This window comes from Mailhella massiliensis, from assembly GCF_020741395.1.
GTDB lineage: Bacteria > Desulfobacterota > Desulfovibrionia > Desulfovibrionales > Desulfovibrionaceae > Mailhella > Mailhella massiliensis_A.
Window position 1 is genome coordinate 1 of the sequence record NZ_DYZA01000237.1, and the last position, 15,530, is coordinate 15,530.

Consider the following 15,530-nt stretch of genomic DNA (forward strand, 5'->3'; position numbering starts at 1 on the left):
TTCATGGAAGTATCGGCGCTCTTCCGCGCCCCGCATGAACGGCACCCGTATCGGCGCATGCCCCCCCGCTCAGGTTCTGCGCACGGCCTCTTCATACACCTTGAGGGTGGAGGAAAGAAAATCCTCCAGCCTCAGGCCGCCCTGAAAAATGCGTTCCCGGCAGATGCCGGCAAGCTCACTGCGCCATTCTTCGTCGAGAGCCTGCACCATGCGTTCTGCCATGGCCTGCGTATCGCCGGGCGCGAAGCAGTAAGGCCCGGGCACGAGGTCGGGCATGACGCCGGTGGTGGAGGAAATGAGGGGCACGCCGCAGGCCATGATCTCCAGAGCCGCCCGGGCAATGGCCTCTGAACCGAGAGAAGCCAGAATACCGAAATCCAGCGCGGAAATAACGGCTTCAGGGTACTCCACCTTCCCCGTTACGGTAACGACATGCCCGAGTTCCCCCAGCCCCTGCTCCCTTGTCCATCGGGCCACGTCGGCCGTGCTGAATTCGGAATCAAAGCCTATGACGAGAAAGCGGAGCCTTTGCGCCTTGGACGAAAGCTTCCGGGCAAGGGCCAGCGCTTCTATACTTTCCTTAATACCCTTCACGCTGTCCATGCGGCCCAAAAGGCCCATGACGATATCATCCTCGCCGTAGCCGTAGCTCTGCCGCATTTTCTGCCGCGCCGCATCGTCGGCATGGAAACGCTCCGTGTCCACCCCCCCCAGGATGGTATGCAGACGGGAGGAAGGAACGTGCAGGGCTTCGAAAAAATGCCGCGCCATGAGGCTGTTGGTGGCGATGACGGCATCGGCCGCGGAACAGTGCAGCCACCGGTTCACGAAACCTCCCCGGGGCAGGCGGCGATCCCCCCGGGTGCGCACCAGGGCAAAACCGCCGCTTCTTTTCATGAGCGCCCATAAAATGAAGGCCTCGCCCCGGTGGCAGTTGACCACATCCGGCCTGAAAGAACGCACAAGGTCGCCCATGCCGCGCCACAGTTCCACAAGCTTTACGGGAGACTGGGTGTTGAAGGGCAGCGCGATGGTGGGAAGCCCCATCGCCTTCGCCTTTTCCAGCGGAGGCGTTCCGGCAAGACCTGCCACAAGGGATTCATGCCCCGCCTTCTGCAGGCAATGCGCGAGCGTCACCCCGTACCAGGCTGTGGCGTTGTACCAGCGGACATTGACGACCTGTATGCAGCGCATGGCAACTCCCGGCACTATGCGTTGAAGAGCATGGAAGCGTACACCTGCGCTTCCTTGACGGCAAAGGAAATGCGGGCGGCCTCATTGGGCGCGTGGCAGTTTTCAAAGATAAGCGACCATACGGCGGCGGGAACGCCCCTCTCGCGGAAATTGACGGCCACGGTGGAGCCGCCTATGCCGCCGCAGCGGCAATCCACGCCCAGTACTTCCTTCACCGCCTTTTTCAGGCTCGTCACCACGGGGCTGTCTTCCGGCGTGGGAGCAGCCGCAGGCTCCTGCATGAAGGGCTCCACCTCCACACGGACGCCGCGGCTTTCCGCCACCTGCGCCCCCAGCTCACGGAAAGCGGCAAGCACATCCGCAAGCGGATAACAGGGCAGCACGCGGCAGTCGATATAAAAAACTTCCCTGCCGGGAATAGTGTTCACATTGGGCACGTTGGCTTCGTGCCTCGTGGGCGTGAAGGTAGAACGGTTAGGCGAAAAAAGTCCGTCCCTCGCGGAAAAACGCTTCTCCACTTCCGCCGCACCGAGTATCATGGCTGCCGCCGCCATAAGGGCGTTGTTGCCCTCGTCGGGACGGGAGGCATGGCACTGGCGGCCTTCAATGACCACGCGCAGCCACAGGATGCCCTTTTCCGCAACTTCGATGAAGCGGCCGTCGGCACTGCCGGAATCAGGCACCATGACAAGGTCGCCCTCGGCGATGAAATCAGGCTTCTCGCGGAAAAGATGTTGTATGCCGTAGGCGTTGCCCGTTTCCTCATCGGAAACAAAGATAAGCCCCAGGCCGAGATCGGGCACGATGTTCCGTTCCTTCAAAGCCGCCGCGATCAGGCAGCCGCAGACTATGGCCTGCTGATTGTCTTCCACGCCTCGCCCGACGATGAGGTCAGGATCCTTTTCGTCGCGCGTCACCGTCCACGGGTCGGTATGCCACAGGCTCTCCTCGCCTGCGGGCACCACATCCATGTGGCCCAATATCCACAATGTGCGCGCAGTACGCCCCGGAATCCTCACGATGAGATTGGGCCTTCTGCCGGAAGATACACGGCTGTCGGCGGCGTCCACATGTTCTATTTCGTCGATACCGAAGGAACGAAGCCACGTTTCAAGGTAATCGGCCTTGCGCTGCTCCCCATCTCCTCCGTTGCCGGGGCCGAGAGCCCGCGCTGCCGTCAGGGTGCTTTGCAGTTCAAACACGCGCCCGGCACAGCCGGAAAGCGCCTCAAGTATCTCATTTTTCTGTTCCAGAGACATATCAGCTCCATTAAATGCCTAACACCGGGCATCGCCTGGCAATGCCCGGTGGGAAGGCCGGAAGAAAATGCGGAAGGCTCCGCGAAGATGCCGGGGCACCCCGCCGCATGGCCCGCATCAGGCCCGAAGGCCCGGAAAAAACGGTACGGCCTAGCGACCCTTGGCGGCGCGCTTGGAAGCCTTCAGAGGGTTGACCTTGGCCTTGGCGGTGCTTTCCATCTTGACGTGGGTGGCGAAGTTGCACTTGCCGGAGACCCACTTCTTGGCGGGCATGGGGTAGCTGGAGCAGAACTGCTGGCCTTCGAATTCGCAGACGCGATCGCAGCCGGTGCAGTTTTCAACGACGGGCTGAACAGGAATGCCGTTCACTTCAACACCGGCTTCGGTCTTGACGGCGTTCTGAAGAACTTTGCTCATAGGAATCCTCCAAGTAATTCCCCGCATGGCGGGGCTGGTTAGCGCTACAGGAACTCGAATAATTGTCCTGTAATCGCCTTTCTGTCAAGCCCCAATTGCAAGGGGCGCAAAAAACCGGGAAAACTGGACATGGCCCGGGCATCCATAGTATGTTGCCCCTTGCAAGAAGGAGTATCCCCATGCCCCGTTTCCGCACCCTGAAAACCGCCCTCCGCGCGTGGTTCCGCAATGATTCCTGGTCGGAGGATCAGCCGCTCCCTCCGGAATGTGAAGAGGCCGCTCCCCTTTCCCTGGCCAACGCCCTTTTCGCCTGCCTGACGGAGGGGGGCAGCACGGCCGAGCGCGCTGCCTTCGCCATGGGGGTCGTCATGGCCCGCGTGTATGAAACTTCCCCGGAAGACGCGAAGAACATCGTGCGCCGCTTCATGTGGCACATGAACGAGGAATCGGGCAACATAGGTTGGGGCATTCCCGAGGCCTTCGGCGAAACGCTGGCCCGGGTACCTCCCCTGGCCGATACCTTCCGCCGCGTGCTGCTCCATTATATCTACGACGCGCCGGAAGAAAAGAGCACGGGCTTCTGCGACCATGCGCCCCTGCGCATTTCCTGCTACCATGCCATAGCGCGTCTTCTGGAGGCGAGGCCGGATTTCGTGGCCGAGGCCATGCCCCTCCTGCGCCTTTCCGCACAGAACGAAACGGATGAGCCCTGCCGCGACGCGGCCCGCGCCCTGGTGCGGAAGTACATGCTCACCGCCTTGTAATCCCGCCGACGGGAACGGAGAAAAGCGCCGTGCGACAGCGTATTCTCCCCTTCTTCCGGGCCTTCCCCTGCGCGGCCGCAAAACTTTTCCCGGGTCCGCGCCCCGGGCGCAGGGCCGTGCCTGAAAAAGAAGGCCTCTCCTGCATGAAACAGCACGGCGGGACGGAGCCGGCATATCCCGGCGTGAGGGAAGGACTTTGAGCCCGCTATCCGAAGCACAAAAAAAGAGCTTCCCGCATGGCCGGAAGCTCTTTTTTTTGTGCTTTGCAAGAAGACTTACAGAATAAGGCCGGAGCCGCCCTGCGAAGGGTTGGGGTTCAGGCCGCCGGAAGACAGGGAAAGCTTGGAACAGGCTTCCAGGTACTTATCCTGCACTTCCTGCGGGGTATGGGAATACTCGAAAAGGAAATGCTTGGCCTCGATGCGGCCGTTGAATTCCTGATCGAAGGGATAGCCGTAGGGGAGCATCATGAGCTGGACGCCCTGCTGAGTGGGCACGGTCTGCATGATGGCGACGTCGGTCAGGGCGTTGGCTTCGGCGTCGAATTTGCCGATGATGAGCTCACCGGTCACGATTTTTACAAGACGAATATCATAGGCCATAGCAGGACTCCTTGAATGTTGTGGTAGATAAGTAGGAAGTACCGGCCTTCTTGTCAAGTCGGACGGGAAGTATTGCCAAGTGTGCCATATGAACCTATTTCTTTCCGGTATGAGGAGTTTTGCCATGCAAAGGACAGCCTTTTCCCCGGACAGCCTGAAACGCCTTGCGGAACTTGAGGTGCGCCTCGGGTACCGCTTCCGCGATATTTCGCTTCTGGCCACGGCCCTGACCCACAGTTCCTGGGCCAACGAACACAACACCTTGCACAACGAGCGGCTGGAGTTTCTGGGCGACGCAGTACTGGAGGTCAATGTTTCCCATGAAATCTACAGGCGCTTTCCTCAGGAAAGGGAAGGCGGTATGACGCGCCTGCGCTCCCGCCTGGTGAGCGAGGGCAAGCTCGCCGAGCTGGCCAGAGGGCTGGGCCTCGGCGAGATGCTGTTCATGGGGCGCGGGGAAGAGGCCCAGGGCGGAAGGGAACGCCCCGCCCTTATCGCCGACGCCATGGAAGCCGTGCTCGGCGCCGTGTATCTGGACGGCGGGCACGAGGAGGCCTCGGCTCTCATCCACCGCCTCTACGCAGGCAAATGGCCCGACCCGGAAAGCGACAGAAAAAGCAAGGATTATAAGACCCGTCTGCAGGAAGCCACCCAGGCCCGGCTCCATTCCCTGCCCGTGTATCTGCCCCTCTCCAGCACGGGGCCGGAGCACGCCAAGACCTTCCGCGTGCAGCTGGAACTTTCCGACGGCCGATGCTTCGTTGCGGAAGGCGGGAGCCTGAAGCGCGCTGAACAGGAGGCCGCGCGTCTGGCGTTGGCGGCCCTCGGCATCACGGAATAAACCCGGCGCGAAAAACGCCTTTCATGCCCCCGGCAACAGGGGCTTTTTTCCCTCGCGGCACAAGGCGACGTGGGCGCGGCATCTTCACCATGGAATGGAGATGCCGCATAACTTTCCGCGCCCTTCAGCGGCAAAGAAGACCTCGCCCCTCTTTTCCGGACGGAGCCATGCCTTCTGTCCGACAAACGAAATGAACTGCGCCCTTGCCTTTTTCCGGCTTTTCTTTTAGAGTGAGTCCGTTCGATTCCCTCAGGGTGTCTTGTATGGATACAAGGTCGACCTTGGCTATTGGTCTTGATATCGGCTCCACCACGGTGAAGCTTGTTGTCCTCGACTCTTCTACCCGCGTGCTCTATGCGCGCTACCAGCGTCATCTTTCCGATGTTCGCTCCACTGTAGCCCAGCTCTTCCGTGAGGCGCTTGCCGACGGCGGACTCTTCGGGCATACCTTCACTCTGGCCGCTACCGGTTCCGGCGCCATTTCCCTTACCGAAGAACTGGGCATCCCCTTTGTCCAGGAAGTCATCGCCTCGGCGGAGAGCATCCGCCGCCGCATCCCCGATGTCGATGTAACCATCGAACTCGGCGGGGAAGACGCGAAGATCACCTTCTTCACCGGCGGCGTGGAACAGCGCATGAATGAAACCTGCGCCGGGGGAACAGGCGCCTTCATCGACCAGATGGCGGCCTTCCTCAACACCGACGCCGCAGGCCTCAACGAACTGGCTGCGAGAAGCCGCACCATTTATCCCATCGCATCGCGCTGCGGGGTATTTGCCAAAACCGACATTCTCCCTCTTCTTAATGAAGGATGCGCACGGGAAGACATTGCCGCCTCCATTTTCCAAGCCGTGGTGGAACAGGCCGTCAGCGGCCTTGCCTGCGGCCGTGCCATAGAAGGCAAGGTGGCCTTTCTCGGAGGCCCCCTCGCCTTCCTCGGCAGCCTGCGGCAGCGCTTTGTGGAAACGCTGGCCCTTTCGGAAGAAAACGCCGTCTTCCCACCTTATGCGGAATACTTCGTGGCCATGGGCACGGCCATGCATTCCGTTTTTCAGCACGAGCTTCCCGGCGACGAGCAGCAGGTTGGAGAGCGTGTATGGACAGCCGAAGAGCTGTCGGCTCTTGCTGAAAAACTGATCTCGGGTTCCCACGTCTCGGATGAAGTTTCCCTGCCTCCTCTTTTCACCGACGAAGAGGAGCTTCGCGCCTTCCGCGAAAGACACGGCAAGCATGTGGCTGAAAGCGCTTCATTTTCCGACCTGCAAGGCAGCGAAGAGCATCCCGCTTCCGTCTATCTCGGTATCGACGCGGGTTCCACTACCATCAAATCCGTGCTGACCGACGAAAAGGGCCGCATCCTCTACCATACCTACGCGCCGAGTGAGGGACGTCCGCTTGAAGCCTCAGTGCAGATACTCAAGGATATCTACGCCATGCTGCCCGCCCATGCGCGCATTGCCTCGGCGGGTGTCACGGGTTACGGCGGCGGGCTCATCCGTGCGGGGCTTCACGCCGATGTGGACGAAGTGGAGACGCTGGCCCACTGCAAAGCCGCGCAGTTCTTCCTGCCAAACGTCACCTTCGTGCTCGACATAGGCGGACAGGATATCAAGTGCCTCCATGTGAAGGACGGCATGGTGGACCGCATACAGCTCAATGAAGCCTGCTCGGCAGGCTGCGGCTCCTTCATCGAGACCTTCGCCAAGTCCCTGGGCATGGATCTGCCCTCTTTTGTGGATGAGGCTCTGCACGCTGAAAAGCCCGTGGATCTCGGCACGCGCTGTACCGTGTTCATGAATTCGCGCGTCAAGCAGGCGCAGAAGGAAGGCCGCTCCGTGGGCGATATCGCCGCCGGCCTTTCCTACTCCGTGATAAAGAACGCCCTCTACAAGGTCATCAAGATATCCAGCCCCGAAGAACTCGGCGAGCACGTCATCGCCCAGGGCGGTTCGTTCAAAAACGACGCGCTCCTGCGCGCCCTGGAGCTCAGCCTCGGGCGGGAAGTGCTGCGCCTCGACATTGCCGGGCTCATGGGAGCCTTCGGCGCGGCCCTTATCGCCAAGGAAAACGAATCTCCGGCCGGTTCCCCCCTGCTCTCCCGCGAGGAACTCGCCTCTTTCCATGCGGAACGGAACGTGACGCGGTGCAAGGGCTGCTCCAACCACTGCCTGCTTACCATGAACCGCTTCTCCGACGGTTCGCGCTTCGTTTCCGGCAACCGCTGCGAACGCGGTGCGGGCAAGAGCGCCTCGGACGAAAGCCTGCCCAACCTCTTTGATTACAAATACAAAAGGCTGTTCGGCCACTATACGCCCCTTACGCCCGATAAGGCCCCGCGCGGAACCATAGGTATCCCCCGCGTACTGAACATGTATGAAGACTACCCCATGTGGTTCACGCTGTTCACGAAGCTGGGCTTCCGCGTAGTACTTTCCTCCGACTCTTCCAAAAAAATGTTCGCCAAAGGTATGGCCACCATACCTTCGCAGACGGTATGCTATCCGGCAAAGCTCAGTCACGGCCATATCATGGATCTTATCCAGAAGGGCGTGCACCGCATTTTCTACCCCTGCATCGCCTTTGAACGGAAGGAATTCTTCACTCAGGACAACCACTACAACTGCCCCGTGGTGGGCGGCTATCCGGAACTTCTGAAAAACAATGTGGAAAAGCTTCGGGAACAGGGAGTGGAACTCATCTGCCCCTTCCTTCCCGTGGAGCTGGACGGACTCATCAACATGCTGCTCCAGCTCGACCTTTTCCGCAACATCCCGAGAGCCGAACTTCAGGAAGCGCTGGAAGAAGCCTTCCGGGAAAAGAAGAAGTTCAAGGATGACTTGAGGGAAAAGGGCCGGGAAGTGCTGGACTTTCTCAAAGAGACCGGCAAAATGGGCATCATTCTTGCCGGCCATCCCTATCATGTGGACCCGGAAGTCCATCACGGTATTCCCGACCTCATCACCGCCTCCAGCCTCGCCGTGCTCACGGAAGATTCCGTGGCGCATCTCATGCCCGATCCCGGCAGGCTGCGCGTGGTGGATCAGTGGACCTTCCACGCAAGGCTGTACCGGGCGGCGGCCTATGCCGCGCAGTCGGATCAGGTCTCCCTCGTGCAGCTCGTTTCCTTCGGCTGCGGGCTCGACGCCGTGACGGCCGACCAGGTGGAGGAAATACTCGCCGGTTCCGGCAGGCTCTACACGCAGATCAAAATCGACGAGGGGGCAAATCTCGGCGCGGCTCGCATCCGCGTGCGCTCCCTGCTTGCCACCATGAAGGAGCGCAGGCATCATCACGCCCGGACGGCCCTTCCGGACTTCGCCACCCTTCTGCCCATGGCCCCGGTGGAGGAGGACGACGACTGGCTTCCCCCGGACTTCACGGAAGAAATGCGGGAAACCCACACCATACTCATCCCGCAAATGTCGCCCATCCACTTCCAATTCCTGCCCTCCATGCTGCACGCCTGCGGCTACAAGGCGGAACTGCTGGAGTCCGTTTCCCGGGAAGCCGTGGAGGAAGGCCTGCGCCATGTGAACAACGACGCCTGCTACCCGGCTATCACCGTGATCGGCCAGCTGCTTCATGCCATACAAAGCGGCAGGTACGACAGACACCGCATCGCGCTCATTCTTTCCCAGACGGGCGGCGGCTGTCGCGCCACCAACTACATAGGCTTCCTCTACAAGGCCCTCAAAGAATGCGGGCTGACCGATATTCCCGTGATTTCCTTCAACCTGTCGGGGCTCGGGCGTAACCCCGGCTTCCGCGTCACAGGGCGCATGCTTCTGCGCGGTGTGCAGGCGCTTCTGTGCGGCGACACGCTCATGCGTCTTCTGTACCGCACAAGGCCCTACGAATGCAGGAAAGGCAGCGCCGAAGAGCTGGCCTCACGCTGGGCGGACATTCTCGACAAGGATATCCGCGACGGCGCCCTGCGCAGCACCTACCGCCACCTCGGCGAGCTTGTGCGCGAATTCGACGCGCTTCCTCTTAAGGACGAGCCCCGCAGGCCCAGAGTCGGACTTGTGGGCGAAATCCTTTTGAAGTATCATCCCGACGCCAACAACAACGCGGTCAAGGTCGTGGAAGCTGAAGGCGGCGAAGCCGTCATGCCTGACTTCACCGATTTTATTCTGTACGGATTGTACGATGAAGTGTATCGTTGGCAGCACCACAACGGCAGCATGGGCCGCGCTACGATAAGCAACCTGCTTTTGCGCGCCCTCCTGACATTGCGGTTGCCGCTCAGGTTCGTGCTTGCAAGAAGCCGGAGATTCTCTCCCCCCCTTCCCTTCCGCAAATTGCGCGAACAGGTGAACGGTGTAGTTTCCCTCGGTCAGCAGACCGGCGAAGGCTGGCTGCTTACCGCAGAAATGATGGAGCTTCTGCACGGGCGCATACGCAACATCCTCTGCATGCAACCTTTCGGCTGCCTGCCCAACCACATCACGGGTAAGGGTGTCATCAAGGAACTCAAACGCCGCTTCCCCGAAGCCAACATCGCCGCCGTGGACTACGACCCCGGCGCGAGCGAAGTGAACCAGATAAACCGGATAAAACTCATGATGGCCGTGGCCAGGCAGAAATGCGCCGGAGGTCAGCCGTCAACATAGGATATCATGATATCAAGCTCTCTGCCTGAACTTCTGGCTCCCGCCGGCGACATGTCCTGCTTTCTCGCAGCCATGGCCGCCGGTGCGGACGCCACCTATCTCGGCCTCAAGAACTTCTCCGCCCGCGCGGGCGCGGAAAACTTCAGCACCACCGAGCTCGCGCGCATGGTGGATCTGGCCAACCAGAACGGCCGCAGAATCTATGTGGCCTTCAATTCCCTCATCAAGGGAAGCGACATACTCTCCGCAGGCAGGCTCATCAAGCGCCTCCAGCGCGATGCGCAGCCCCACGGCCTCATCATCCAGGACATAGGTCTCATCGAGGTGGCCCGGCAGGCCGGTTTTGAAGGCGAGCTGCACCTCTCCACCCTGTCCAATATTTCCCACCCCCGCGACCTTGAAGCCGTGCAGAAGCTCGGCGTACAGCGCGTGGTGCTGCCGCGGGAGCTTTCCATCGACGAAATACGGCAGATGGACGAGGAAGCCCCGGAGAACATGGATTTTGAAATGTTCATCCACGGGGCGCTCTGCTGGTGTGTTTCCGGCCGGTGCTACTGGTCGAGCTATCTCGGCGGCAAAAGCGGCCTGCGGGGCCGATGCGTCCAGCCCTGCCGCCGCATCTACAAGCAGAAAGGGCGCGAAGGCCGCTTCTTCTCCTGTCAGGACCTTTCCCTTGATGTGCTGGTCAAGACTCTGGCGGACATTCCCCATGTCCGCAGCCTCAAGATAGAAGGCCGCAAGAAGGGCCCCCACTATGTCTACCATGTAGTGGCGGCCTACCGTATGCTGCTCGACGCCACAGGCACTCCCGACTGGCCCCATGCCAAGAAGGACGCCGAAGCCCTTCTGGACATGGCCCTGGGCCGCCCCGTCACCCGTGCGCGCTTCCTCCCGCAGAAGGACGTCCGCATCTCCACACCCGACGAGCCCACGAGCTCCGGCATGCTGGTGGGCAAGATCCAGTTTGAAAAGAAAAACGGCGTGCCGTCCCTGCCCTTCATCAAGCCCCGTCTGGAACTTCTGCCCAAGGATCTTCTGCGCATAGGCTATGAGGACGAACCCTGGCACGACACCATCCCCGTGACGCGGCGCACGCCCAAGGCCGGTTCCTGCACTCTGCGCCTCTCCCGCCACAAAATGCCGAAAGCAGGGGTGCCCGTCTTCCTCATTGACCGCAGGGAGCCGGAGCTTGTGCATATTCTTCAGGAATGGGAAAAGAAGCTGGAAGCCTGCCGCAAGGTGGAAAGCCCCCTTGTGGAATGGACTCCGCACCTTCCCCGCCCGGTACGCACCCGCCGTCAGCAGGACTATCTGGTACGCTCCAGCCTTCCTCAGGGCCGAGAGACGCGCTCCTCCCGCTCCGTGATGACGGCGCTGTGGATGTCCGCCAACACGCTGCGCGCCGTATCCCGCACCGTCATGCCGCGCATTTCCTGGTGGCTGCCCCCGGTGATCTGGCCGGATGAAAGCGAGCTGTGGCAGCGCCTCATCGCCGAAGCCCTGAGGGACGGAGCCACGCATTTCGTGTGCAACGCGCCCTGGCAGGCCGGACTTTTCCCTACGGAAAATGAAAAGCGCCGCCCGCATCTCACGGCCGGGCCTTTCTGCAACATCTCCAACCCGGCGGCCGTGGCCGTGCTTGCGGGCATGGGCTTCGAGGCGGCATTTGCCAGCCCCGAGCTTTCCGGCGAAGACTATCTCGCCCTTCCTCGACAGTGCTGCCTGCCTATGGGCATGGTGCTTTCCGGCTACTGGCCCGTGGGCATATCGCGCCACGGAATGAACCAGGTCAGGGCCAACGAAGCCTTCTTCAGCCCCAAGGGAGAAGCCTTCTGGGCGCGTAACTACGGGCATAACCTCTGGATGTACCCGGCATGGCCCATGGATCTTTCCGCCCACAGGCAGGAGCTGGAAGGCGCAGGCTATGCCTTCTTCGCCCGCCTGGAGGAAAACCTGCCGCCGAACCTGCCGCCTCTGCGCCGTACCAGCGAATTCAACTGGAACGGCTCGCTCCTGTAGCATTTTCTGGGCCGTGCCGGACAACCGGCACGGCTTTTGCCGTATCCCCGGCAAAAAGGCGGCAAGGCCCGCAGGCGTGCAGAGACTCAGGGAAGGCCCTGCGCGGGAAAAACGCCCTCCCGGAAAAAGTTCACGCTGATACGGGAGCCTTGCTCCCTCGAACATAATGGCGCAGGCGGCCTTCCGCTTCGCGCACCGAGCATTGTCATGTCTTATTCCCCACTGGCGAACGGCTCTCCTCTCACGGGGCCGATCCTCTTTCTCGATAACGGAAGCCGCCGCACGGCAGTTCTTCTGGCCCTGCCCGGCGCGGAACCTTCCGCCTGGCCCAAAACGCTCCTTCCCGCGGAAAAGCCCGTGGAAGGAGCACTGGAATTTCTGAAAATCTCGCGCCTGCCCATGCCGGTGCTTACCCTGGTGTGCACCATGAACACCCCTTCGGCAAGGGCTGGAGCCCGAGCGGAGCGCATGGAGCGTTGGCGGGAGGAGCTTCGCCGTACCGGAGGAAGCTTGGAGCTTTTCCTGCGGGAAAATATGCCCGGATGGGAAGTTTCCCCCCTCATGGCCGAAGCAAAAAAGGCCTTCGGACATACGCTCGGCGCGGACAGCGGCGCGGCCGCCGCACTCTTTGCCCTGAGCCTTGAAAAACTGCGTGAGCGCTCCTGGCAGGAAGGCGTTACCGTGCTCTGGGCAGGGGAAAGGCATATTCAGGCCTTCATGATCTATCAGGAAAAGCTGCTCGGCCTGTATGAGCAGCATACGGGCATAAGCCGCGAGGCGCTCCTTGCCGATCTGCACGAGCTTCGCCTGAACTGGCTGCCCGAGGAAAAGGTACGCGCAGAAGGCGGGCACGGCTGCATCTGCGGCGATTTTCCCGCCGAAGCGGAGGGCTTCCGCCCTACATGGATACTGGGGCCTCAAAGTCTCTCCCTCCAGGGGGCGGGCAGACTCTTCGTCCCCGAAGAAGAGGGCTTCGAGCGCTGCTTAGGCCTCTGCTTCGGTCTGTCCCGGAGGCAGGGCGCATGAGCGCATTCTTCGCCTCCGTCTTCCTTCTGGCCCTCGGCGTCTGCGTTCTGCTCAACCTCGTCACCCTGCCCGGAAACTGGGCCATGGCTGCGCTTGTCCTCGCGTGGGCGCTGCTCGTGCCGCAAAGCGGGCTGGACACCCTGTTTTTCGTGCTGTTCATCGGCCTTGCCGTGGCCGGAGAAGCCGTGGAATTCGGAGCACAGCTCTGGGGCGCAAAAAAATACGGCTCCTCCAAAGTCTCCACCATCGCGGGCATACTCGGAACCATCGCAGGAGCAATCCTGGGCGCGCCCTTCCTCTTCGGCCTGGGGGCGGTATTCGGCGCGCTTCTCGGAGCCTGGGCGGGCTGTCTTCTGGCCGAGCTCCTCCTTCGCCGCCAGCCCTGGCCCCTGGCCCTGCGGGCCGCGCAGGGCGCGTTCGTAGGCAGGTTCCTCGGCATGGTCATCAAATTCGGCCTCGGCATGGCCATGCTGGCACTCACGGCTTCCCGCATCTGGCCGGAAAGCCTGTAAGCGAGCGCAGGAAAAGGGCCGCCCCAGAAAACCTTCAGGCCTCGCCGTCCCTCCCGCAGGAGCATATTCCATCAATCCACCATCAAAGGAGCGGGCTTTCGCCCGAAACCGCCATGAAATCATCTTCCGACATAGCCGCCATGATGCAGAAACTGCGCCTTGTACTGGTGCGCACCAATTTCCCGGAAAACATCGGTATGGCCGCCCGAGCTTCCGCCAATTTCGGCCACGCCCCCCTCTACCTTGCCGAGCCGCGCCGATGGGACTACGAAAAGGCCCTGCCCACGGCCACCAGCCAGGGGCGCCCGCTGCTTGATAGCGTAACCGTCACCTCTTCCGTCCATGACGCCGTAGCCCCCTGCACGCTGGTTATCGGCACCACGGCCCGCACCGGGGGGGCGCGCCAGCAGCTCATCATGCCGCGCCAGGCCGCCGCGGAAATCGCGGAACGCCTCGCCCTGGGAGAAGAGGTCGCCATCATGTTCGGCCCCGAAGACCGAGGGCTCAGCAACGAAGACCTGGAGCACTGCGGCAGGCTCGTGACTATACCCACGGCGCCCGACGCTTCTTCCCTGAACCTTGCGCAGGCCGTGCTGCTCATGATCTATGAATGTTATCTCGCCCTTCCCGACACCGCCAGAATAGACAGCCACCCCAGTCTCTCCCGTCGCGTCACCAGCGAGGAACGGGAATTCTTCTTCCATGCCTTCAAGAACATGCTTATGGACATAGGCACCATTCCCAGAGACAACCCCGAACATTTCTTCCTGCCTCTGGCCAGATTTTTCGACAGGGCTGATCTTCGCCGCCATGAAATGGATATTTTCCTGGGCATCTGCCGTCAGATGGCGCACCTTGCTCACAAAGATCCGGCCGAGAGGCCGTAGTTCTCCCACTCAAAAACGCGCTTCTTCCCCAAGGCCGCCGCAAGCGTCCTGCATGGAAAAGCTCCTGCAAGTTTTTGAAAGAAAACACTTGCCCGTACCTTCCTTGACAGGAAATTTTTTCTCCTCGTATAGATGATAGAGTCCTCCCTGTAAAAATCCGCCAGGAGTGCCCATGCCCGCTCGAATCCTTCTCTGTCTCGTCTGCGCCGTGCTGCTTTTTGCCTGTACCGGTGAAAATAAGGAAGCCCGGAAACCGGCGCAGCGCTCGGCCCTGGTTACTCTGGCCGTGTCCGAAACCAAAGACGTGCCCTACATGATAGAGGCCGTGGGCACGGTGGAACCTTCCGCAACAGTGAACATCGTTTCGCGCACGGGCGGAGAACTTCAGCAGGTGCTTATTAAAGACGGCGAACATGTGCAAAAGGGACAACTTCTTTTCGTCATTGAAAAGGAACCCTATGAAATAGCCCTCCATCAGGCCAAGGCAAGGCTGGAGAGCGACAGAGCAAAGCTCGCCAAGGCTCAGGACGACTATGCCCGGGCGCTGAAAATGAAAAAGGGCGGCTTTTCCAGCGCGGCGGAAACCGACGCCACCCGCGTGACCATGGTCAGCGCCCAGGCCGACGTGCGGGAAGATGAAGCCGCCCTGGAAAAGGCCGAGCTCGACCTTTCCTACTGCGAAATACGCGCCCCCATGGACGGCCGCGCCGGCGATATCAAGGTGGACAGAGGCAACGTGCTCACCGCGCAGACGCTGCTTGTGGTGCTGGACGCCTTCCAGCCTGCGGATATCACCTTCAGCATCCCGGAAAAACACCTTCCTCTGGTGCGGCGCAACGTGCGCGACACCGGGCTTCAGGTAGCTGCCACAAGCAAGGGGGGCGACCCCATCGAGGGCGATGTGATCTTTGTGGGCAATGTGGACGCCGATACCGGCACCGTCCCCCTGAAGGCCCGCTTTGCCAACAGCGACGTGACGCTCTGGCCCGGGGAATTTCTCCGTGTGCGCCTGAAGCTCGACACGAGGAAGAACGCCGTCACCGTGCCGAGCCGCGCCGTGCTTCTCGGTCCGGACGGGCCCTTCGTCTATGTGGTCGGGAATGACAAGACCGCGCGTATACGCCTTGTGACTACGGATGTGGAAAACGACGGCGTCACCGTCATATCGAGCGGCCTTTCCCAAGGCGAATCCGTCGTGCTTGAAGGGCATGTGCGTCTGAAGGACGGCATGCCCATACGCCTGCATGAACCCGCGCTCGTGCAGGCCGCGGGAGAGCGCTTATGAACATGTCGACGCTGTTCATCAAAAGGCCCGTCGCCACCACGCTGCTCATGATGGGTATACTCATTTTCGGCTGGATGAGCTATCTGCGCCTGCCTCTCAGCGAAAACCCCA

12 protein-coding genes are annotated in these 15,530 nt (G+C 61.1%); 8 read left to right on the top strand and 4 right to left on the bottom strand.

What is annotated here, in order from left to right; translation table 11 throughout:
* Window positions 1–69: 69 nt before the first annotated feature.
* The 3 genes from K8W16_RS11550 to K8W16_RS11560 all read right to left on the bottom strand — a co-directional run bounded on the left by K8W16_RS11550 (window position 70) and on the right by K8W16_RS11560 (window position 2,870).
* A complete protein-coding gene (locus K8W16_RS11550) occupies window positions 70–1,194 on the bottom strand; it encodes a glycosyltransferase family 4 protein (RefSeq protein ID WP_304123985.1) in 1,125 nt (374 codons plus the stop codon).
* A gap of 14 nt (window positions 1,195–1,208) precedes the next feature.
* Window positions 1,209–2,453 carry a M20 family metallo-hydrolase gene (locus tag K8W16_RS11555; protein ID WP_304123987.1) on the bottom strand — a complete coding sequence of 415 codons (1,245 nt, stop codon included), beginning with the start codon at window positions 2,451–2,453 and terminating at the stop codon, window positions 1,209–1,211.
* A 150-nt stretch (window positions 2,454–2,603) separates the two neighbouring features.
* The gene (locus K8W16_RS11560; protein WP_304123989.1) at window positions 2,604–2,870 is read right to left on the bottom strand and encodes a PxxKW family cysteine-rich protein; all 267 of its coding nucleotides are present in this window, start codon (window positions 2,868–2,870) and stop codon (window positions 2,604–2,606) included.
* A gap of 179 nt (window positions 2,871–3,049) precedes the next feature.
* Here K8W16_RS11560 and K8W16_RS11565 point away from each other — a divergent pair, with 179 nt between their 5' ends.
* Complete coding sequence (locus K8W16_RS11565; protein ID WP_304123992.1) at window positions 3,050–3,634, top strand: DVU0298 family protein; 585 nt, start codon at window positions 3,050–3,052, stop codon at window positions 3,632–3,634.
* Between the two features lie 275 nt (window positions 3,635–3,909).
* Here the strand turns inward: K8W16_RS11565 and K8W16_RS11570 are convergent, their stop codons facing one another.
* Entirely contained in the window at window positions 3,910–4,236 is a 327-nt protein-coding gene (locus K8W16_RS11570; RefSeq protein ID WP_304123994.1) for a hypothetical protein, read from the bottom strand.
* A gap of 124 nt (window positions 4,237–4,360) precedes the next feature.
* On the opposite strand from K8W16_RS11570, the gene rnc reads away from it, so the two are divergent.
* The 7 genes from rnc to K8W16_RS11605 all read left to right on the top strand — a co-directional run bounded on the left by rnc (window position 4,361) and on the right by K8W16_RS11605 (window position 15,419).
* Window positions 4,361–5,077 carry a ribonuclease III gene (rnc, locus tag K8W16_RS11575; RefSeq protein WP_304123996.1) on the top strand — a complete coding sequence of 239 codons (717 nt, stop codon included), beginning with the start codon at window positions 4,361–4,363 and terminating at the stop codon, window positions 5,075–5,077.
* Between the two features lie 263 nt (window positions 5,078–5,340).
* On the top strand, window positions 5,341–9,690 hold the full coding sequence (locus K8W16_RS11580; protein ID WP_304123999.1) for a 2-hydroxyacyl-CoA dehydratase: 4,350 nt from the start codon (window positions 5,341–5,343) through the stop codon (window positions 9,688–9,690).
* Window positions 9,691–9,696: 6 nt separating this feature from the next.
* Window positions 9,697–11,709: a peptidase U32 family protein gene (locus K8W16_RS11585; protein WP_304124001.1), complete on the top strand. Its 2,013-nt coding sequence runs from the start codon at window positions 9,697–9,699 to the stop codon at window positions 11,707–11,709.
* A 207-nt stretch (window positions 11,710–11,916) separates the two neighbouring features.
* Window positions 11,917–12,735, top strand: coding sequence for a DUF1786 family protein (locus tag K8W16_RS11590; RefSeq protein ID WP_304124004.1), 819 nt, complete (start codon window positions 11,917–11,919; stop codon window positions 12,733–12,735).
* Window positions 12,732–13,247: a DUF456 domain-containing protein gene (locus tag K8W16_RS11595; RefSeq protein WP_304124006.1), complete on the top strand. Its 516-nt coding sequence runs from the start codon at window positions 12,732–12,734 to the stop codon at window positions 13,245–13,247. The genes K8W16_RS11590 and K8W16_RS11595 overlap by 4 nt, the downstream gene beginning before the upstream one ends.
* Before the next feature lie 113 nt (window positions 13,248–13,360).
* A complete protein-coding gene (locus K8W16_RS11600) occupies window positions 13,361–14,134 on the top strand; it encodes an RNA methyltransferase (protein ID WP_304124009.1) in 774 nt (257 codons plus the stop codon).
* A 172-nt stretch (window positions 14,135–14,306) separates the two neighbouring features.
* Window positions 14,307–15,419: an efflux RND transporter periplasmic adaptor subunit gene (locus tag K8W16_RS11605; protein ID WP_304124012.1), complete on the top strand. Its 1,113-nt coding sequence runs from the start codon at window positions 14,307–14,309 to the stop codon at window positions 15,417–15,419.
* Window positions 15,420–15,530 lie beyond the last annotated feature (111 nt).